18 protein-coding genes are annotated in these 20,707 nt (G+C 63.6%); 7 read left to right on the top strand and 11 right to left on the bottom strand.

Features of this window, described 5'->3' with window-relative positions; genetic code table 11:
* Positions 1–84 precede the first annotated feature (84 nt).
* The gene (locus tag ACTIGC_RS04795) at positions 85–2,217 is read right to left on the bottom strand and encodes a TonB-dependent receptor (protein WP_439633319.1); all 2,133 of its coding nucleotides are present in this window, start codon (positions 2,215–2,217) and stop codon (positions 85–87) included.
* Between the two features lie 171 nt (positions 2,218–2,388).
* On the opposite strand from ACTIGC_RS04795, the gene ACTIGC_RS04790 reads away from it, so the two are divergent.
* Both ACTIGC_RS04790 and ACTIGC_RS04785 read left to right on the top strand, forming a co-directional pair.
* Entirely contained in the window at positions 2,389–2,823 is a 435-nt protein-coding gene (locus ACTIGC_RS04790) for a Fur family transcriptional regulator (protein WP_127567967.1), read from the top strand.
* Between the two features lie 59 nt (positions 2,824–2,882).
* Positions 2,883–3,806, top strand: a complete 924-nt coding sequence (locus ACTIGC_RS04785; RefSeq protein ID WP_439633318.1) for a thioesterase family protein — start codon at positions 2,883–2,885, stop codon at positions 3,804–3,806.
* Positions 3,807–3,960: 154 nt separating this feature from the next.
* Here the strand turns inward: ACTIGC_RS04785 and ACTIGC_RS04780 are convergent, their stop codons facing one another.
* Both ACTIGC_RS04780 and ACTIGC_RS04775 read right to left on the bottom strand, forming a co-directional pair.
* On the bottom strand, positions 3,961–4,251 hold the full coding sequence (locus ACTIGC_RS04780) for a type II toxin-antitoxin system RelE/ParE family toxin (RefSeq protein WP_439633317.1): 291 nt from the start codon (positions 4,249–4,251) through the stop codon (positions 3,961–3,963).
* Positions 4,239–4,517, bottom strand: a complete 279-nt coding sequence (locus ACTIGC_RS04775) for a CopG family ribbon-helix-helix protein (protein WP_439633316.1) — start codon at positions 4,515–4,517, stop codon at positions 4,239–4,241. Before ACTIGC_RS04775 ends, ACTIGC_RS04780 begins: the two co-directional genes overlap by 13 nt.
* Before the next feature lie 272 nt (positions 4,518–4,789).
* Here ACTIGC_RS04775 and ACTIGC_RS04770 point away from each other — a divergent pair, with 272 nt between their 5' ends.
* A complete protein-coding gene (locus ACTIGC_RS04770; protein WP_439633315.1) occupies positions 4,790–5,386 on the top strand; it encodes a hypothetical protein in 597 nt (198 codons plus the stop codon).
* Between the two features lie 33 nt (positions 5,387–5,419).
* On the opposite strand, the gene ACTIGC_RS04765 is transcribed toward ACTIGC_RS04770, so the two are convergent.
* The 8 genes from ACTIGC_RS04765 to ACTIGC_RS04730 all read right to left on the bottom strand — a co-directional run bounded on the left by ACTIGC_RS04765 (position 5,420) and on the right by ACTIGC_RS04730 (position 13,638).
* Complete coding sequence (locus ACTIGC_RS04765; protein WP_439633314.1) at positions 5,420–7,621, bottom strand: 3-hydroxyacyl-CoA dehydrogenase NAD-binding domain-containing protein; 2,202 nt, start codon at positions 7,619–7,621, stop codon at positions 5,420–5,422.
* Complete coding sequence (locus tag ACTIGC_RS04760) at positions 7,618–7,875, bottom strand: hypothetical protein (RefSeq protein WP_439633313.1); 258 nt, start codon at positions 7,873–7,875, stop codon at positions 7,618–7,620. The genes ACTIGC_RS04765 and ACTIGC_RS04760 overlap by 4 nt, the downstream gene beginning before the upstream one ends.
* A 5-nt stretch (positions 7,876–7,880) precedes the next feature.
* Positions 7,881–9,089, bottom strand: a complete 1,209-nt coding sequence (locus tag ACTIGC_RS04755) for an acetyl-CoA C-acetyltransferase (RefSeq protein ID WP_439633312.1) — start codon at positions 9,087–9,089, stop codon at positions 7,881–7,883.
* 23 nt (positions 9,090–9,112) lie between these two features.
* Entirely contained in the window at positions 9,113–9,343 is a 231-nt protein-coding gene (locus tag ACTIGC_RS04750; RefSeq protein ID WP_439633311.1) for a hypothetical protein, read from the bottom strand.
* 229 nt (positions 9,344–9,572) lie between these two features.
* Entirely contained in the window at positions 9,573–10,052 is a 480-nt protein-coding gene (locus ACTIGC_RS04745; protein ID WP_439633310.1) for an OsmC family protein, read from the bottom strand.
* Between the two features lie 2 nt (positions 10,053–10,054).
* On the bottom strand, positions 10,055–11,230 hold the full coding sequence (locus tag ACTIGC_RS04740; protein ID WP_439633309.1) for an acyl-CoA dehydrogenase family protein: 1,176 nt from the start codon (positions 11,228–11,230) through the stop codon (positions 10,055–10,057).
* Between the two features lie 26 nt (positions 11,231–11,256).
* Positions 11,257–13,047, bottom strand: coding sequence for an acyl-CoA dehydrogenase C-terminal domain-containing protein (locus tag ACTIGC_RS04735; protein WP_439633308.1), 1,791 nt, complete (start codon positions 13,045–13,047; stop codon positions 11,257–11,259).
* A 72-nt stretch (positions 13,048–13,119) separates the two neighbouring features.
* Positions 13,120–13,638: a MerR family transcriptional regulator gene (locus ACTIGC_RS04730; protein WP_439633307.1), complete on the bottom strand. Its 519-nt coding sequence runs from the start codon at positions 13,636–13,638 to the stop codon at positions 13,120–13,122.
* 107 nt (positions 13,639–13,745) lie between these two features.
* Between ACTIGC_RS04730 and ACTIGC_RS04725 the strand changes: the two genes are divergently transcribed.
* The 4 genes from ACTIGC_RS04725 to ACTIGC_RS04710 all read left to right on the top strand — a co-directional run bounded on the left by ACTIGC_RS04725 (position 13,746) and on the right by ACTIGC_RS04710 (position 20,701).
* Positions 13,746–15,569: a hypothetical protein gene (locus ACTIGC_RS04725; RefSeq protein WP_439633306.1), complete on the top strand. Its 1,824-nt coding sequence runs from the start codon at positions 13,746–13,748 to the stop codon at positions 15,567–15,569.
* 246 nt (positions 15,570–15,815) lie between these two features.
* Complete coding sequence (locus ACTIGC_RS04720) at positions 15,816–18,950, top strand: peptidoglycan-binding protein (RefSeq protein ID WP_439633305.1); 3,135 nt, start codon at positions 15,816–15,818, stop codon at positions 18,948–18,950.
* A 9-nt stretch (positions 18,951–18,959) separates the two neighbouring features.
* Entirely contained in the window at positions 18,960–19,901 is a 942-nt protein-coding gene (locus ACTIGC_RS04715; RefSeq protein ID WP_439633304.1) for a sulfite exporter TauE/SafE family protein, read from the top strand.
* Positions 19,898–20,701 carry a TIGR02186 family protein gene (locus ACTIGC_RS04710; RefSeq protein ID WP_439633303.1) on the top strand — a complete coding sequence of 268 codons (804 nt, stop codon included), beginning with the start codon at positions 19,898–19,900 and terminating at the stop codon, positions 20,699–20,701. Before ACTIGC_RS04715 ends, ACTIGC_RS04710 begins: the two co-directional genes overlap by 4 nt.
* Positions 20,702–20,707 lie beyond the last annotated feature (6 nt).

Genomic DNA, 20,707 nt, shown 5'->3' with positions numbered 1-20,707 from the left:
TGTTAGCGGAGCAGCCTTTCCAAGGCAACACAGCCCCGCACGTTAGTCGTGCAGGGCTGTATGCAAGCCTCTTGCCAGCGAGAACTAGAAACGTGTCGCCAGCGCCACCCGCACATTACGGCCCGGCAGCGGGATGTAATCCTTCAGGAAGGAGGAGTGGATGCGCGCTTCCTCATCGGTGATATTGCGCACTGCGAAGATCAACTGGACGTCACGCTCGGCAAACGGACGCCAGCGGGCATCCGCATTGAGCAACGTGTAGCCGTCTGTCGGCAGTTCGTTCTCGAACACGCGCGTCTGCTCACTCACGAAGCGGGCTTCGGTGCGCAGCGAGAGCGGGCCATTGTCGGCGGTGACCGAAAGCGCGCCAGACATAGGCGAGATACGCGGCAGATTGCCTCCACCATCGATTTCGCCGCGCACATAGTCGATGCTCGCCTCGCCGGTGAAGTCAAAACCTGACAGGGCAAACAGAGGTGCGCTGATACGCGCTTCAAATCCGTAGAGGCGTGCATCTTCCTGACGGAATTCCAGAACCGGCAGGCCATCCTCTTCCGCCCCCGTCGGGAACAGTTCGATGAACCCGTCATAGTCGGCATAGAACACCGACGCTTCCGCGCTGAGGCCCCCGGCGGACGTGTAACGTGCCGTGCCTTCAATCGACCACGCCACTTCCGTCGACAGGTCGAGATTGCCTACCTCATAAGCCTGGGTGGCCAGATGCGGACCGTCGGCAAACACTTCCACATCGCTGGGCGCGCGTTCGGAACGGGACAGCGTTCCGGCCAGGAACCAGCCCTCTGCCGGGCGCAGGAATACCGCGCCAGACGCCGAGACCGAGTTGAAGCGGCGGTTGGCACTCTGCGCCGTCAGCTCGCGCGTGTCGGCACGGGCACCGATCTCCACGCCCCAGCTGTCAAAATCCCAGCGTTCGGTAGCGAACAGGCCGAAATCCTGGGTGGTGACAGCCTCGATGAAAGCTTCGTCGCCGGTCGCTTCGAAGTCCTGGGTGAGCGCCGTGGCACCCCAGGCACCCTGACGCTGGTCTCCATGGCCGTGCCGCAGCTCAACGCGGGCTTCAAAGCCCTCCTTGTCGAAAATGGTCTGCTCGTCATCCTCGATTTCGGCATGAACATAGTCGGCATAGGCCAGCGACCAGCGCACCCGGTTAAAGAAACCGTTGAGGGCAATCTCGCCGCGCAGGTCCACGCGGGTCTGCTCCAGCACAAGGCGCGGCGCGTGTTCATGACCATGATCATGGTCGTGATCATGATCATGGTCATCGTCGTCGTGATCATCATCATGATCGTGGTCGTCGTGATGCGGGTGGACGTGGCCGGGAATGCCGTACTCGGCCTCGGTGCGCTTGAACCCGATGCCGACAAAACCCCAATTTCCGACAATCGACGCACCCAGCGAGCCGGACTCAAACACATAGTCGGTGTCCGGGGCGAAGCCGAATGCCTCCTCATCATGATGGTCGTGGTCATGATCGTCATGATCGTCATCGTCGTGATCATCATGATCATGATCGTGATCTTCCATGGCCCGCAGGCGCGCGGACTCCGCAAAGCCGGGAATATCATAGGCGCGGGCCTGACGGCGCTGGAATTCGCCCTGTGCAACCAGTTCGCCCCACACAAAGCCACCGCGGAAAAAGCCCTCGCGGCCTTCATTGCCTGAAGTTGCGCCCAGATAGACTTCGCCGAAAACCGGGTTTTCCGGCATGGTCTCAGGGATACGGCCATCAAACACGTTGACCACGCCGCCAATCGCGCCGCCGCCAAATCCGATCGCAGCCGGGCCGCGCAGCACTTCAACGCCCGTGGAGCCGAGCACATCCACCGCTACAGCGTGGTCCGGACTGGAGGACGAGGCATCAAGCCCGTCGAGTCCATTGATCAGCACGCGTACGCGCTCCGAGCCGAGGCCCCGGATAACCGGGCGGCCGGACGCAGGGCCAAAGAAGGTGGTCGACACGCCGGGCAGGCGCTCCAGCGTCTGGGCAATATTGCTGTCGAGATTACGGATCAGCTCATCGCGGTCGAGCACATCGACCGACCCGGTCACGGAATCGCGCGACACGGCCAGCGCCGAGGAGGTCACCGTGATGGTTTCCACTTCGTCAGCGAATGTGTCAGCCAGCGCGCCGCTGGAAGCGGCAGCGAGGACTGAGACGCTGGCGGCCAGCATCAGGGAGGTGCGCGCGTGTTTCATGATGGCTCCTGCATTCGTGGGGAGATCACGCCGCCGGCCAAGCCAACAGCGCAACGTTATACTGTTGCGCGATGTCATATTATTACATAACGCTCGCTGGCAACCCCGCGCGCTGCACCCATATGCAGAAAGGCTCGCGCTTTTGCCGCGATCGCTGTATCGGTGAGGCTTATGGGACACACGCACACCAGTACCGAGACCAAGCTCGCCAAGGCAGACGCCTTGTGCGCGCAGAAAGGCCTGTCGCTCACCCCCTTGCGCAAGCGCGTGCTTGAGCTGCTGCTGGAGGCGGGCGGGCCGGTGAAGGCGTATGATCTTCTGGCTGCGCTGAAACCCGATGGCAGCGCCCAGCCACCAACCATTTACCGGGCGCTCGACTTTCTCACCCAGGCCGGCCTTGCCCACCGGGTAGAGGCGCTGAATGCCTATCTGGCCTGCGTCCACGGGCATGGTGACGAGATTGCCGAGCTGTTCATCTGCGAGACCTGCGGCACGGTGCGCGAGCAGCACGCCCCTGCCCTGCCCGACCACACGCCGGAAGGCTTTCAGATCGCCCGCTCCGTGCTGGAGCATTACGGGCGCTGCGCAGCCTGCAGCAAGGCGTGACGCGCCAGCCCGAACCGGCCTAGGCTTTTCCCCGTCAGACAAAGAGGCGGGAGGCCAGCATGCAAGAGCTGTGGCGCGGCAATGCGAATGCGTGGGAGTGCGATGAGCTGGGGCACATGAATGTGCGCTTCTACATCGCCAAGGCCATGCAGGCGGTCGGCACGCTGTCCGACCTTGCCGGTATGCGCCATGCCTTCCGCAGCGACGCCATCGCCACGCTAATCACGCGCGAGCTGCAGGTGCGTTATCTTGCCGAATGCCATGCCGGTGTGCCGCTGGTGATCCGGGGCGGGGTCACGGATATCGGTGAGGACAGTGTGGAGCTGGCCCTTATCATGGAGCACACCGTCAAGGAACGCCCGGCGGCAAGCTTCCTCATCCGGCTCGATCATTGCGATCCGCGTTCGGGCAAGCCCTTCAAATGGTCAGACCGGCTGCGCGAAGGGCTGGAAGCCTTAAGCATCGAGCGGCCTGCCGAAGTGACGCCGCGCACCCTCACCGCCTCCAAACCGCGCAGCGACATCTCGCTGACACTTGCCGACAGGCTGGGCATGGCGGTGACAGGACGCGGCCGGTTCGGGCCGGAAGATGCCGATATTTTCGGGCGCATGCGCGCGGAATCCGCCATCGGCAAAACCTCCGACAGCGTGATCCATTTCAGGGACGGCTTCCCCGAAGAATGGTCCGCCCATGGCGACGGGGCCGGGCTGGAGCTGGGCGGCGCGCTGCTGGAAGCGCGCATCATCTATCGCCGCCTGCCTTTGCCCGGAGATGGCTATCTGATGCGTTCCGGGCTTATCGGCGCGAACGAGAACGTCCGCTCGCTGGTCCACTGGATGCTGGACCCTGTTAGCGGCCAGCCGCTCTGGTCCATTGAGGGCGTCGCCTGCATGATGGACCTCAAAGCCCGCCGCCTATTCAAGACACCGCCTGAACGGCTGGCGGAGCTGCGTGCGAAGGTGATCGAGGGTTTGAGCGTTTAGGCGGGCTCACGCCTCTTACCTCGTCGTTCCCGCGCAAGCGGGAACCCAGAGCCCCATGCACCGTCTTTGCCCTACGATCTCGCGAAACACAACACCTGCGCGGGGGTGACGAAGTTCAGACTGGCAAACACAAAAAAGCCGGGCATCACCCGATCTAGACCCCCGCTTCTTTCTGATGCCAGATCGCGAGGATCGTCACGGTATCCGCATCGATATGGTATCGGACGACATATCCGCTATCGCCAAAGTCGATGAGCCATTCGCGGAACGGCTCGGGCAAGTCATCAACCAGCCGGCCCATGCGCAGATACGCGCCAAGGACTTTCACGCCCTGCCGGATTGCCTCACCCGCGCGGCCTGCGGCATCCGCGCTTTTGGGCTGCAGGAAGCCGCGCAAGCGCGGCAAATCCCGGATCGCCGCCGGGGCAAAAATTACTTGCGGCATACGGGGGCAGGACGCTCATTGTCAGTTCCCCAGCTTGCCAGCCATTCATCAACCTCTTCGGCTGTTGCCTGCTGCCCGCTCGCCTGAAACTCTTCCCATGCGTCAATCGTCGCCCGGCGCAGCGCCTCACGCTTTTCCTCGCGCTCGACATACTGCGAGATGGCTTCGCGCATGATCCAGTGCGACGAGCGCTTCCTTGTCCTGGCAAGATCCTGGACACGGCGCTTCATGTCATCATCCAGCTTGATGGAGGTTGGCGATGTCATGGTGATCCTCCAGACTAATAGGTAATACTATTTGCGCTAAGGTATGAGAGGCGTGCCCGCCTGTCCACCGGATCGGCAAATGACGAGACGTCAGGAGGAGGTGGTGGAGGGTTTGAGCGTTTAGGGTTGCCCTGGCATCTTCGCGGCATTCAGCGCCGGTCTGACACTTTCGGTGAGCAGATACATATCCTTCGATATAGCGCATTACGCGGCGCTTTGCGTCGCCATTCGTGCCACACTGGCTGCTCTCACCCGTCGCGGAGGCCCGCCCCATGAGACGCACGATCAACGACCTCATTGCGCATATCCAAGCGCTGGAAGACGAGCTGGAAACGGAGCTGATCGCGCGGCGGCGCGAGCTCGGGGTACGCTGGAAGGAAGGCCGGGCTGTCTTCGGCCGCGAACTGACGGCCAGCCATCACAAGCTGAAAATGTCGGCGGGGCGGTTTCTGGCGAAGTCGGGGCTGTTGGAGATTCTCACCTCACCCTTCATCTACGCGGTAGCGATTCCGGTGGCGCTGCTCGATCTGACGGCCAGCCTGTTCCAGGCGATCTGTTTTCGCGTCTACGGGCTGCGGCAGGTGAAGCGGCGCGAATATCTGGTGTTCGACCGCCACCGCCTGCCCTATCTGAATGTGCTGCAAAAAATCAATTGCCTCTACTGCTCCTACGCCAACGGCGTGCTCGCCTATGTCCACGAGATCGCCTCACGCACCGAGCAGTACTGGTGTCCGATCAAGCACGCCGAACGCGTGAAGGGGACGCACCGGCGCTATGCGGAGTTTCTCGATTACGGCGATACGGAGAACTACCCGGAGACCCTGGAGCAGCAGCGCGCGCGCCTCAAAGCGGAGACGGAGGAGACTTAGGGGGCAAGCCCCGCCAAGCCTCCTCCGCGTTTCTCAGGCCGCCTTCTTATCCGGATTGAACCGGGCGTAGAAGGTTTCCTTCTTCGCTGCCATGTCGCGCAGGAGCTGGGGCACTTCGAACGGCTTGCCGTACTTCTTGGCCAGCTCGTCGGCACGTGCCACGAACTTGTCTGTGCCAACCGTGTCGATGAAGGAGATCACCCCGCCGGTATAGGGCGCAAAGCCCCAGCCCAGGATGGAGCCGACGTCGGCCTCGCGCGGGTCTTCGACAATGCCTTCAGCCATGGTGCGGGCCGCCTCGATGGCTTGCGCATAGAGGATGCGGTCCTTGATCTCGCCCACGCTGGGCTGCTGGTCTTCCGCCAGCAACTTGCCGCCCGGAGCGAACTGACCGAGTTCTTCCCACAGGCGCTTGCCGCCCTCCTCGTAGACGTAGAAGCCCTTGCCATTCTTGCGGCCATAACGGCCGAGCTCATACATCTTTTCGATGACCTGTGCGTTGGGCGTGTCCTCAAACTGGTCGCCCAGATCCTTCTTGGTCTGCTGGAGCACCTTGTAGCCCAGATCGATGGCCACCTCGTCCTGCAGGGAGAGCGGGCCGACGGGCATGCCCGCCATTTTCGCCGCATTCTCGATAAGGGCGGGTTTGACGCCTTCGGTCAGCAGATACATGCCCTGCTCGATATAGCGCATCACGCAGCGATTGGCGTAGAAGCCGCGCGTATCGGCCACCACAATCGGCGTCTTCTTGATCTTGCCGACAAAATCGATGGCGCGGCTGACGGCGAGATCGCCCGTCTTCTCGCCCACGATCAGCTCGACCAGATTCATCTTCTCGACCGGCGAGAAGAAGTGAATGCCGATGAAGTTGTCCGGACGCTCTGACGCTTTCGCCAGCGAGCTGATCGGAATGGTGGAGGTGTTGGAGCCAAAGATCGCGCCCTTGGGCATGACAGCTTCGGCCTTCTTGGTGATCTCCGCTTTCAGGTCGGAGTTTTCAAACACCGCCTCGACGACGAGATCGACGTCTTTCAGCGCGCCGTAATCGGTCGTCGCGGTGATGAGATCAGCCAGCTTTTTGGCCTTCTCCTCGCTGATCTTGCCGCGCTTCACGCCCTTGGCGAAGAAGTCGACCGCGTGCTGCTTGCCTTTGTCGGCGCCTTCCTGATTGACATCGATGAGCACGACCTCGATCCCGGCCTGGGCCGACACGGTGGTGATGCCCGCACCCATGAAGCCTGCGCCGATGACGCCGATCTTCCTGATCTCGGATTTCTCCTGACCGGCGGGGCGGCGGCTGCCCTTGTCCAGCGATTGCTTGGACAGGAAGAGCGAGCGGATCATGTTGCGGCTTTCCGGGCGCATCAGCAGCTTGGTGAAGTAGCGGCTCTCAATGCGCAGGCCCGCATCGATCGGCACCTGCAGGCCCTCATAGACGCAGGACAGGATATAGCGCTGGGCCGGGTAGTTGCCGTAGGTCTCTTTAAGCAGCATCGGGGACGCGCCGCCGAAAATCTGCATGCCCTGCGGGTGGAAAGGACCACCGCCGGGGATTTTGAACTTGTCCTGATCCCAGGGCTGTTTGGAACCTAGCGGATTGGCTTTGACCAGCTCTTTCGCCTTGGCAACGATTTCAGAGACAGGCGCCACTTCGTGAACCACGCCCTGCTGCTTGGCGGTGTCCGCATCCAGCTGCTTGCCCTGCAGCATGACCGGGGCCGCATTCATCACGCCGACAAGGCGAGGCAGGCGCTGCGTGCCGCCACCGCCGGGCAGAACGCCGACAAGGCTTTCGGGCAGACCCAGCTTGGCGCCGGTATCGTTCGCCATCACGCGGTAATGGCAGGCCAGCGTCACCTCGAACCCGCCGCCGAGCGCCAGGCCATTAATGGCCGCCGCGACCGGCTTACCGCAGGTCTCCAGCGCACGAAGCTGCGAGTTCAGGCGGAAGGCGGTGTCAAACAGCTTCTGCTTGGCTTCGTCCTCGGAGAGGCCCTTCAGGTCCAGCATGCCTGCGCCCAGCTCGGAGAGGTCCGCGCCTGCGCAGAACGCCTTCTTGCCCGAGGTAATGACCGCGCCCTTGATCTTGTCGTCAGAGCCGATCTTGTCGACGATCTGGCCCAGCTCGGCCATGACGGCAGCCGAAAGCACGTTCATGGATACGTTGGGTGAGTCAAAGGTGATGAGGGCAATGCCGTCAGCATCCAGCTCGAATTTGAAATGTGTGTAGCTCATTGTTTTGTCTCCTGATCGGGCGCGCCGTCACCGGCTGCGCCGTCACTGTCTGGTTTTGAACGTGGCTTGCTGCTTGATCCGAAAGCCGGGGCCATGGCGATGCCAATGGCGATCCCGAACGCGATTCCAAGGGCGATATTATCCATGCCAACCCCCAGCGCGACACCGATGCCGGCGCCCATGACCAGGCCCAGTGGCAGGCCCGAAATGAAGCTGCCACCCTTGTCCTCGTGCTGTTCCGGCTTGCCGGTCATTACAATCACACCCGCTCGATGATGGTGGCTGTGCCCATGCCGCCGCCGACGCAGAGCGTGGCCAGCGCCGTGCCCTTGCCGGTGCGCTCCAGCTCGTCGAGCAGGGTGCCGAGGATCATCGCGCCGGTCGCGCCCAGCGGGTGGCCGAGCGCAATCGCGCCGCCATTGACGTTCACCTTGTCGTGCGGGACGCCCAGATCTTCCATGAACCGCAGGACGACCGCGGCAAACGCCTCGTTCATCTCGTAAAGATCGATGTCTTCCGGGTTCATGCCGGCTTTCTTCAGCGCCTTGCGCGCAGACGGCGCCGGGCCGGTCAGCATGATGGTCGGCTCAGAGCCGATGGAGGCCATGGAGCGGATGCGCGCGCGCGGTTTCAGACCCAGCTTCTCGCCCATCTCCTTGGTGCCGATCAGCACCGCCGCCGCACCGTCCACAATGCCCGACGAGTTGCCCGCATGGTGGACGAAGTTGATCTTCTCCACATCCGGATAGCGTTGGATCGCGACATTATCGAGACCCACGAAGGCCGCGAGATCACGGAAGGCCGGTTTAAGGCTCGCCAGCGACTGCATGTCGGTCTCGGGGCGCATGTATTCGTCATGGTCAAGCTGGGTGAGGCCAAGCTGGTTCTTCACCGGCACGACCGATTTCTTGAACCGGCCCTCGTCCCACGCCTTCTTGGCGCGCTTCTGGCTCTCCACCGCATAGGCGTCCACGTCATCACGCGAGTAGCCATATTTGGAGGCGATCAGGTCCGCCGAGATGCCCTGCGGCACGAAATAATGGTCAAACGCCATTTCCGGGTCGACGACCATCGCGCCGCCATCAGAGCCCATGGGCACGCGGCTCATCGCTTCCACACCGCCGCCAATGGCCATGTCGGCCTCGCCGGACATGACCTTCGCAGCCGCCAGGTTCACCGCTTCAAGGCCGGAGGCACAGAAACGGTTCACCTGAAAGCCCGACGCCGTCTCGGCATAGCCGGCATTGAGCGCCGCTGCGCGGGCGATATTGGCGCCCTGCTCGCCTACCGGCGAGACGCAACCCAGGATCACATCATCAATCGCGCTGGTGTCGAGATTATTGCGGTCGCGGATCGCTTCGAGCTGCTGGGTAGCCAGCTGCAGCGCGGTGATCTCGTGCAGCGTGCCGTTCTTCTTGCCCTTGCCGCGCGGGGTGCGCGTGGCGTCATAGATATAGGCGTCGGTCATGGGAAACTCCCTGTTGGCGGTTCTTATGCACAGCGGTAGCGGACCCAGTCGTAATGACCGTCCTCCACCGTGATTTCGTCCGGGCCAGTGGCCCTTATGGTCAGTGTCTTGTCCGGTTCGCTCTGGCCTTCGGCGCTGCAGGAGACGCGGGCAAAGCTCATCTCGCCCTCCCGGCCCAGCGTGTTCACCTCGCAGACAAGCTCGTAGAGGGCCCAGCGCTCCGGGGTGAGCGGAATATGCCTTCCGGTTCGCACGCCGGGCTCATGCCCCAGCGGCCGACAAAGTTGGCGTTGAAATAATCCAGCGCGTCATCATCGTCCGCACCGCCGAATACCGGATCGGCGCCGGGCTGGTCCGCAGTTTCCCCACTAGCCATTCCCTCTACCGGGTCGGGGCGCAGATCACCTTCCGGGGGACGGTCAGGCGGCTCGCAGGCAGCAAGAAGGAAGGCGGCAGCAAGGGCGGTAAAAGTCATCAGGCGGGTCATCGGGCGTCTCCGGTTCCGGCCCCCTTCACCACGACGTCGAAATTGACCGAGTTCGCGATGAAGCAGCGCTCATGGGCCTCATGATGGAGCCGGGCGATGTCATCAGCGCCCGGGCGCTTGTCACCTGAAAAGGCTATCTCGGGCCGAAGTTCCACGCCCGTCATGCCCATGCGCCCGTCAGCGCGCTTGCCGAGCGTGCCAATCGCCTTGTCTTCGTAGTGGTCGACAGTGAAACCCGCCTTGGCGGCCAGGGCGAGAAAGAACAGCATGTGGCAGCTGGAAAGCGCCGCCACGATGGCCTCTTCCGGGTCCACCGCTGCCGGGTCTGACATCGGCTCCGGCACCGAGCTCGGTGCCGACGACCCGGCCACCACCGCCCCGCCATCAAAGTGCCAGTTATGGCGCCTTGAATAGCGGTTGGACGCGAAGTCCTGGCCATCGCGCGTCCAGACAATCGTGGCGGTGTGTTCGCTCATCCCTACAGCGTCCGTGAAATCAGCAGCTTCATGATCTCGTTGGTGCCGCCATAGATGCGCTGCACGCGTGCATCGCGCCACATGCGGGCAATCGGATACTCGTTCATGAAGCCGTAGCCGCCATGGAGCTGGACGCATTCGTCCACCAGCTCGCACTGGATGTCGGTGACCCAGTATTTCGCCATGGAGGCGGTAGAGGCATCGAGCTTGCCCTGGATGAGCAGGTCCGAGCAGTGCTGGACGAACACCTCGGCAATGGTCGCCTTGGTCTTCAGCTCGGCCAGCTTGAACTGCGTGTTCTGGAACTCGATGATCGATTTCCCGAACGCCTTGCGGTCCTTCACATAGGCGATGGTTTCGGCGAGCGCGCGCTTCATCATGCCCACGCCCTGAACGGCGATCTGCAGGCGTTCCTGCGGCAACTGCTCCATGAGGTGGATGAAGCCCATGCCCTCGCTCTCGCCCAGCAGCGCATCGGCAGGCACCCACATGTCCTCGAAGAAGAGCTCTGCCGTGTCCTGGGCTTTGAGACCCACCTTGTCGAGATTGCGTCCGCGCCGGAAGCCTTCCAGCCCGTCGGTTTCCACGAGGAAGAGCGAGGTGCCCTTGGCGCCGGCCTTGGGATCTGTCTTGGCCACAACGATGATGAAATTGGCCGTGCCGCCATTGGTGATGAAAGTTTTCGCGCCATTGATGCGATAGCCATTGCCATCCTTGACGGCGCTGGTCTTCACGCCCTGCAAGTCAGAGCCTGCACCCGGCTCGGTCATCGCGATCGCGCCGACATACTCACCCGAAATGAGCTTCGGGATCAGCTTTTCCTTCTGCTCTTTCGTGCCGTAATGCCAGACATAGGGGCCGACGATTGAGTTGTGCAAAGACGCGCCCCAGCCATCGACGCCCAGCTCCGATACGGCCATGTGGAAAGCATAGTCATGGCGCCAGTCGCCGCCCGCGCCGCCAAACTCTTCCGGTGCTGCCGGGCAGAGAAGCCCGGCTTCGCCTGCCTTGGTCCAGATCTCGCGATCGACCGCGCCTTCCTTCTCCCAGCGGTCGCCATGCGGCAGGCATTCCTTTTCCAGAAAGCCACGCACCGCATGATCGAACATGTTCACATCTTCCTGATCCAGCCAGGACGGTTTCGGATTGGCCAGAATGGCGGCGGCATTGGCAGACATGGGGTCGTCTCCTGTAGGCGTTTGGATCAGAATTGTTCGGCGGTCAGGGCCATCATGGTGTCGGCGCCGGCCTCCACCTTGGCCAGATGCGCGTCGGCATCGGGCAGCCAGCGCTGCAGGAAGTAGTGCCCGGTTGCCAGCTTGGAGGCGTAGATCGGATCGTCAGAGCCTTCCGCGATCTTCTCCAGCGACACTTTCGCCATCCGGCCCCACATCCAGGCAAAGCAGGTCAGGCCAAAGAGGTGGAGATAGTCGGTCGAGGCCGCGCCGGCATTGTCGAAATTCTCAAGACCCTTCTCGACCAGCCAGTTGGTGGCTTTCTGCAGCTTGGCCTTGGTGGCGGCGAGACCATCAAGGAAAGGCTCCAGCTCCTTATTGCCTTTATTGTCGGCCACGAATGCGTCCATCTCGGCAAAGAAGGTGTTGATCGGGCGCATCCCGTTCATGGCGAGCTTGCGGCCCACCAGATCGAGTGCCTGCACGCCGTTCGTGCCTTCATAGATGAGGGTGATGCGTGCATCGCGCAGGAGCTGTTCGATACCCCATTCGCGGGTGAAGCCGGACCCGCCATGGATCTGCAGGCCCTTCGACACGCTGTCATAGCCCTTGTCGGTCAGATACGCCTTCACGATCGGGGTGAGCAGCGCCATGTAGTCGCCAGACTTGGTACGGGTTTCCTCGTCGGCCGCCTTGTGTTCGAGATCGCCCTGCAGGGCGGTCCACAGCGTGAAGGCGCGGCCCGCCTCGACGAACACTTTCTGGTCCATCAGCATGCGGCGCACATCAGGGTGCACGATGATGGGGTCAGCCGGGCCATCGGGGTTTTTCGGCCCCGTCAGCGAACGGCCCTGAATGCGGTCCTTCGCGAACGCCAGCGAGTACTGATAGGCGGTTTCGGCGAGAGCCAGACCCTGCAGGCCAACGCCGAGGCGCGCCTCGTTCATCATGACGAACATGATGCGCAGACCCTTGTTTTCCTCGCCGACGAGCCAGCCGGTCGCCTCGTCATAATTCATCACGCAGGTGGCATTGCCGTGAATGCCCATCTTCTCTTCCAGCCCGCCGCACTTCACGCCATTGCGCTTGCCCGGATTGCCATTTTCGTCGGGGATGAATTTGGGCACCACGAAGAGCGAGATACCCTTCACGCCAGCGGGCGCACCCTCGACGCGGGCGAGCACGAGGTGAATGATGTTCTTGCTCATCGGATGCTCACCGGCCGAGATCCAGATCTTCTGGCCGGAGATTTTGTAGGTGCCATCGCCATTGGGCACCGCCTTGGTGCGCAGCATGCCAAGGTCGGTACCGCAATGCGGCTCGGTCAGGTTCATCGTGCCTGACCACTCGCCGGAGATCATCTTGGGCAGGTAGAGCTGCTTCTGCTCGTCAGACCCGCCGACATGGAGCGCCTGCGCGGCGCCGCCGGTAAGGCCCGGATACATGCCGAACGCCATATTGGTGGCCGTCACCATCTCGTTGAAGGCCAGATTCAGATAATGCGGCAGGCCCTGCCCGCCATATTCCGGATCCGCCGAAAGCGCCGTCCAGCCACCTTCGGTCAGCTGGTCATAGGCTTCTTTAAAGCCGTTGGGCACCACCACTTCGCCGTCAGGCTGGAGGCGGCAGCCTTCATGATCGCCTACCTTGTTGAGCGGATAGAGTACGTTCTCGCAGAACTTGCCGCCCTCTTCGAGAATGGCATCGACAATATCGGCGCTGGCATCGGAAAAGCCCGGCAGATTGCTGTACTGCTGAACATTCAGCACATCGTTGAGGACAAAGCGCTGGTCACGGATGGGGGCGCGGTAGCTGGGCATGAAGGGTGTCTCCGGTATTGATGTCCTGGGTGTGTTCTAAGGGTGCTCCCGCCGGGCGGGCGCATCGGAAATCTAGGGCTGGTCTGGCGGTCCGACAGACCATTGCATCAGGCGCGCAGCGGCCAGCGCCTCGAAGGCGCGCGCGCGGCGCTTGATGTCTTCAGGCGGATCGCGATCATTGAGGCGCTCTTCCATCCACACGCAGCCCGCTTCCAACTCGCCTATCGCATCGTCAATGTCGTCGCGCTGGCGCTTCAGGTCTTCGATACGCGCGCGAAACCGCAGGATCGAGTTCTCCAGATGCCCGCGGCTGGCATGTTCGGTCGCCTCAAGATCGAGCATTTCCTTGATCTCGGCCAGCGAAAACCCGACGCGCTTGCCCCGCAGTATGAGGATCAGACGGGCCCGGTCAGCGGCGGTGTAGAGGCGCGTGGCACCTTTGCGCTGCGGCGATATCAGCCCCTGCTGCTCGTAAAAGCGCAAGGCGCGCGGCGTCACACCGAACGATGCGGCCAGATCGCGGATCGAATAGAGTGCCTCTGCAGAGGGTGACGCCTTCATGCGTCCACTGTCCGCGAAGTTGACGTTCACGTCAACGTCAATTCGAGTTAACGCGGAACATCCTGCATGCCGCCTTGACCGCGCCCCAATGGCGCGCTTGGCTCTGCGCCAAGACTGCGCCGGAGGAAAACCATCCAATGTCTGTCAGCACCATCTTACTGGCCCTGTCCCTGGCCGCAACGCCGCCTGCCGGGCCGTCGCGTCTTGACCCTGACGACATCGAGGCACTGGAGGCGTTGCTGCGCGCGATGGATGGCATCGCAGAGGAGCAGGACGCTTCCGTTGATGAGGACGACGCTGCCGACGAGACCACTGACCCCAGCAATGACCGCACATCTCGGGTAGAAGACCAGGAAACCACAGACGAAGAGGCCGGAGAGGCCGGAGACGGCAGCGGGACACATGCGCCCCGTGCTGAAACAGCGGCCGGCGGCGAAGTGGCGCCTCGGCCCGTCCCTACTGAAGCCAGGGCAGCCCCCTTGCTGCGCCGCATGACGCCTCATGTCGGCATGGAACAGTATCAGGCCGTGCGCGGCTCGGGATTCGGCAGCGCTCTGGCCCTGAACTGGCGGGTCACCGTCGCGCCGCTGGACGATTCGGGCGCACCCGATGCAGATGCGGCGTTTGAAGAGGGGGCAGATACACAGTCGCGCACTTTCTTCGCCGGGAGCAGCTGGGCCGGAGAACGCTCGGACAGCGGCGTCTGGATTTATGATTTCGAGGCAAGCCGCATCGTGAGGCTCGATGCCGCTGGCAGCGCCTACACCAACACCTCCGCCTTTGCCGCCGTCCGGCGCAATGTCGACATCTACGCCGCCCTCTCGCGGGGCGGTCAGGCAGAGGAAATCGCGTTCGGGCCGCAGACGAGCTTCCACCGCTTCTGGCTTGAGGCGGCCATGGGTGTCGCCGCTGCGCCGGCCGGCCTGACGCACACCACACGCCCTGCAGACACGGAAGAGGGCGCCCTCTCCGGTGGAACCGTCACAAGCTGGTATCGCGGCGAGGATAGCCCTGCCATTGCCAGCGCGTGGACAGGGTGCAGCGGCGTGGAGCTGTCGCCCGCCGGGCATCGCAATCTGATTACGGCCTTCGCCCACAGGCTGGCTATTCATCCTGACATTCTGACGGCCTTGCGCGATGGCGGCGAGCCTGTATGCGGCCTGTCATTCACCATCATCAGCCCGGAAAGCCCCCAAGGGCGGGTCGAGCACTGGCGTCTGGACGGTGCCGAACCGCTGGCCTTCGCCTCCTTAGGTTTTGACCGAGCGGACCTTGCCCTCCCCGGCCAGGATCTGATCAGGTCCAGCCTGCGGGAAACCATCGCCTCGGCGTTGCACGGCGAGCTAGGCGATCCACCCTCACCACCTGATTTCATGGTGGAGATGCACGCCCTGCAGAACGACGGTGATTATGCCGGAGCCATGCTCACCCTCGTGCAGGAAACCGCACATTTTGGCCTTTGTCCCGCTGAGACAATCGGCTCTGAGCGCCTTGCCTGCGCGGGCGCTGAGCGGCTGGCCGAGGCCGGTGCCGGAGACCCCCGTTTCGAGGCGGTCTCGCAGGCAACACAGGCAGCATCCGAAAGCGCGCACCGGCTCGCGGTCGAGCAGCTCCTGCCCTATCTGGACCGCGAAGGCCACGCGGGCGCGGCGGCGCGTACCATGACAGCCCGCCAGCTTGTCGAATGGGGAGAAGAAGGGCTGGCCGCCTATCCGGACCTAGATCCGGCCGCGCTTCTCGCCGAAGCGCTGGAAATGGATCCGTTCGCGGTCAACAATTACTGGTATCTGGCGGCGCGGTACATGGCGGCGGGAGCCCCGGACGAAGCCTGGTTTCTGCTCGATTCCGGACGTGCCCTGCCGGGGCGTGAGCCGACTGACACGCTGGGGCAGGCAGACGCGCTTGAACGGCGGCTGCATTTGCTAGCCCCGGCGCTGTTTCCGGGCGATGCAGCGCAGTGAGCCGAATTTAAGGAAACTTTACGCGCCGTTAACCGCATCGCGGGTTCTTGTTAACTGTTAAGGACGGGGGTGGAACGCCCGTGTGCAACGGATAGCTGTGGAAACACCACATATTGCGGTCAGCGATCCTGTTTACACAATATTAACCGTTCCGCTACCCTCGCCCTATCGGGTCGGGAGCGCGTGAGTCGGATGACATCCGGGACACCTTGGAGCGTTAAAGGCATCGACCCGCGCGCGCGGGCGATGGCCAAGACAGCTGCGCGCCGCGAGGGCATGACGCTTGGCGAATGGCTAAACCGCGTCATCCTCGAAGACGGCCCGCTGTCCAGCGACTGGTCGGACCGGCTGAGCGCTTTCCCCGGCTTTACTGCTTCGCCGGACGGTGATGGCGGCGGCGGCGATGACGATCTTCACGAAATGATCGCGCGCCTGGGTGCCCGCATCGAGGCAGCTGAATCGCGCGCGCAACTGGCCATCTCCGGCGTCGATCAGTCAGTAAACGGTCTGGCCCGCCGGCTGGAACGCATTGAAGACGGGCTGGAGGACGAGGAAGAGTCCACCAGTGCGGCCCTCGCCCGGATGCGTGCCAGCCAGGACGAGCTGATGGACCGGCTGCGCAAGCTGGAGCGCAATGGCAGCAGCGGCGATACTGCGCCGGTACGCGCAGTCGAGACGGCGCTGGGCAAGGTGGCCGCGCGCCTCTACGAGACCGAGCGCGATTTCCGCGCCGAGATTGACGGCCTGCTGGACCGTGAGGATCGCCGCAAGGACGGCGCGGAAAAGTCGATCCGCACGCTGGCTGAACGTATCGACGAGGCTGAGCGGCGCACCCGCGCCGAAGAACAGTCGCTGCGTGATCTTGTGGAACAGCGCCACAAGGACATGACCAGCGCGCTGGAAGGCGTGCATGACGGCTCCCGGGCCATGCAGCGCCGTCTGGTGGCAGCGGAGAGTGCGACCTTCCAGGCCGCCGATGCACTGGCCAAATCCCATGAAAGGCTGGAAGCGCGCCTTGCCGAGCTGGAGCAGGGCCGCGGCTCTGCCATGACGCAGGAACAGTTCCAGCAGCGCTTTGACCGGCTAGCGACCGAGCTTGCCGAAGTGATCCGCGATACGCGCCGCGAGTTTGCCGGCCAGCTTGATGCGCTGGCCCGCTCCGGTGGTCAGGGCGGGCGTTTCGAGCAGGCCCTGCAGGCCACTGAAGCGCGCCTCTCTGCGGCAGAAACGCGTCAGGCCGATACGCTGGCGCGGATCAGCCAGGAAGTATCGCGCCTTGCCCGCGCCATTGACCGGCGCTTCACCGACAATGAAAGCCGGATGGAAGCACGCCTGCGCGAAGAGGAGCAGCGCCGCAGCCAGCTTCGCAATCAGGCCGATATTGAAAGCCGTCTTGACGATGTGCGCCGGGAAAGCAGTCATGCTGTCCGGCAGATCGGCGAACAGGTGGCAAAGCTGGGCGAGACCCTGGCCGAAAGAGTAAGCAATGCCGAGGAACGCTCTGCCAGAGCGCTGGAGGCAGCAGGCGAACGCATGGCCCGCGTTGTCGAAACACTCGATGCCAATGGCCGTGCGCGGTCGGAGGACGACGTGCTTCAGGAGCGCATCGCCGCCTCCGAGGAGCGCACCGCCGCGCGCATAGCCGAGGCCATGCAGGGCGTGCATGCGCGCCTCGACGCTGCCAGAGCCGAAACATCAGAAGCGCTGTCGCCCGTTCAGCGGGCCATGACGGCGCTGGCCGAGCGGCTGGAAGCTATAGAGCAGAACGCGCTGCATGAACCGCCGCGGCGCAAAATGCCCGTCGCTGCGTTTGAAAAGCGGGCCGAAAGCGCCAGCGAACCCGCGCCGGAAGCCGACAGTTTTGCAAGCCCGCTCAAGCCCCCGCCCGGTCAGCGCGAGGCAGCCCTGCAGGGCGAGTTTGCCATTAGCGGCGCTGACAGCTTCGTCGTCGCGGTGGAAGACCCGCTGACCGGCCCGCAGCGCCAGGAGTTTGAACAATCCGCGCAAGACAGCGGCGAGGAAGATGTCTGGCAGGAAGCACCCCGGCCAGCGCCCATGCCCGAACCTGCGCGCCACACACGCGCCGCCCAGGTGCTTGGCGCCACTGCCGACGCTGAATTCCTGTCCGCCGCCCGGCGCAAGATCCGTACAGGCGGCTCTGATCCGGCGCGCTATGACTATACGGCCGCACAGGCGCCTCAGCCCGAAGGCTCACGCAGCCGCTGGCTGCTTGCCGGGGTAAGCCTTCTGGGCTTCCTGGCGCTTGGTGCCGCTGCCGCCTTCGTCCTGACCGATGGCTTCAATCGCGGAACCCAAACCGCGCAGAGCGACATCTCGCCCGAAGCGCTCTCCAGCCTGTTTGCTGATGTGCGCACCGAGCAGACCGCTCCGGCTGAGCCGCAACCTGCCAGCGCTGACGAAGCCGCGCCCGCAAGCGGGGATGACGCTGTGGCCGCAGACGCGCTGGACGCGCCGGTGGAGGTCGCGCCTGCAACCGCTCAGCCCGTTCAGAGCGCGCCCACACAGCAGCCTGCACAAGAAGCGAGCGTGCAGCCGGTGTCCAGCACGCTCCCCGACACTCCGCTTACCCTTGAGGCCGCCGCGACCGCCGGTGATCCGGTTGCCCGCTATCAGCTGGCGCTCCAGCGCTTTGAGGCGGGGGACACGCAAGGCGGCGTTACGCTGATCCGCAGAGCCGCCGAGCAAGGCGTGCCCGACGCCCAGTTCCGTTATGGCCGCATGCTGGAACGCGGCGAAGGCGTGACCGCCGACCCCGATGCCGGGCGCCAGTGGATGGTGCGCGCGGCAGAAAACGGTCACTTGCGCGCCATGTACGAGGCGGGCGTCGCCTATGTGAACCAGCCCCCTACCCCCGCCAACCAGCAGGCCGCGGCGCGCTGGTTTGAACAGGCCGCCCTGCACGGCATGGGCGACAGCCAGTTCAATCTGGGCCTGCTGTTTGAAGAAGGCTTTGGCGTGCCGCAAAGCGCCGCTGACGCCTATGCCTGGTTCCTCATCGCAGCAGCGGGCGGAGACAGTGCCGCCTCCGAGCGCGCCGCCGGCCTGCGCCGTGAGCTGTCTGCTGAAGAGCGTGCCGCTGCGGAAGACGCTGCACGCGGTTTCGCACCGCGCACCCTGGATCCGCAGGCACAGGGACGCTACCCCGCCCAGACCTGGGAACAGGGTGCAGGCACGCGCCTGATCGCCCGGGCGCAGGAATTGCTTTTCGCCATGGGCTATGGTTCCGGTCAGGCTGACGGGGCTTATGGCCCGCAAACCCGCGAGGCAGTGGTGGCATACCAGCGCGCGCAAGGACTGGAAGCGAGCGGGGCGATAGACACCGCTCTGGTTGCCCGGCTCGAGCGCGGCCCGTCCCGGTAGGGCGGGGCGATGGACATCTACCTTCCCATTGCGGAAGTCTCGGTAAACATCTTCCTGATACTGGGCCTTGGCCTCGCCGTCGGCTTCCTCTCCGGCATGTTCGGGGTTGGCGGCGGCTTCCTGATGACGCCCATCCTGATCTTTATCGGCATCCCGCCTCCGGTAGCGGTGGCGACGCAGACCAACCAGATCGTCGCCTCTTCGGCCTCCGGGGCGATTGCCCATTTCCGGCGCAAGAGCCTTGATCTGAAAATGGGGCTCTACCTGCTGGCAGGCGGCGTGGTGGGGTCGGTCGGCGGCGTCTGGCTATTCTCCTTCCTGCAGGCTACCGGCCAGATCAATCTGGTTATCTCGCTGTGCTATGTGGGCTTTCTGGGCATTATCGGCGGCCTGATGTTCGTGGAGAGCGCAGGCGCGCTCTGGCGGCGCTACCGCCAGGGCAAGGCGGGCATCACGCCGCGTCCGAAACGGCGCAGGCGCGGCCTGATAGATGCCCTGCCCTTCAAGGTGCGCTTTCCGGTTTCCGGCCTCTATATCAGCCTGATCCCGGTCATCGGCATTGGCGCACTGGTCGGCCTGCTGGCGGCCCTGATGGGCGTCGGCGGCGGCTTCGTGATGGTGCCGGCCATGATCTACATCCTGCGCATGCCGACCTCGGTGGTGATCGGCACATCGCTCTTCCAGATCCTGTTTGTCACAGCGCTGACCACCTTCCTGCAGGCGGCACAGAACCAGACGGTCGATCTGGTGCTGGCGGCCCTGCTGATCGTTGGCGGCGTCATTGGCGCGCAGTTTGGCGCCCGTGCGGGCCAGCGTATCCGGGCAGAGGAATTACGCGCAGCGCTGGCCCTGATGGTGCTGGCGGTCTGCCTCAAACTCGCCTTCGACCTGGTGTCCGATCCGGTCGATATGTTCGAGCTGATGGAGACCACCGGAAGGGCCGCGTCATGATCCGCTTTCTGCTCATGGCGCTGCTGATTACCGGCACGGCCCACGCCGCGCCGGAAGATGAGATACAGCCCGTCGGCATCGTGGCCGCCCTCACCCAGGAAGTGGTGGAGATACGCTCCAACTTCACCGGCGCAGACTTTCTGGTCTATGGCGCGGTCACCGGCCTTGCCGAAGGCGACGACATTGTCGTGGTTGTACGCGGGCCGCAGGAGGATTTGCGCGTCATGCGCAAGATCCGCACGCTCGGCATCTGGATCAATCGCGCGCCCATCGCCTTTGAAAACATCTACGGGTATTACGCCGTTGCCTCCACCCGCTCGCTAAGCCAGTTCGCCACCTTCTCGTCACTGCGCCGCGAGGCCATCGGCATGGAGCATTTGCGCCTGTCTGCGCCCGCCCATGAACGCGAGGAAACGCGCTTTGGCGTAGGCGGCGTGGTGGTCACCGAGCTGGGCGCGGAAATCGTCGATTACCGCCGGGCCGTTGTGCGCAACCGGGCGCGCGACGGCCTCTACGTGGAATCCCCTGGCGGGGTGGAGATACTCGATGGCGGGCTGTTCCGCGCCGATGTGCGCCTGCCGCCCGTGACGCCGGTGGGCGAGTATGCGCTCGACATCTACCTGTTCCGTGACGGCGTACCCATCGCCAGCCGCCGGACGACGCTGGAAGTGCGCAAGGCCGGGTTCGAGCAGGCCTTGTATGATTTTGCGCATGATCACGCGCCGCTCTATGGCATGATTGCCGTCATCATCGCGCTCCTGTCAGGATGGGGCGCGGCAGAAGTCTTCCGCCGCAGATAGGAATAC

Origin of the sequence: Glycocaulis sp., assembly GCF_051859565.1 — a bacterium.
Taxonomy (GTDB): domain Bacteria; phylum Pseudomonadota; class Alphaproteobacteria; order Caulobacterales; family Maricaulaceae; genus Glycocaulis.
Note: the sequence above shows the minus strand (reverse complement) of the source record. Positions and strands in the feature narration are given on the sequence as shown.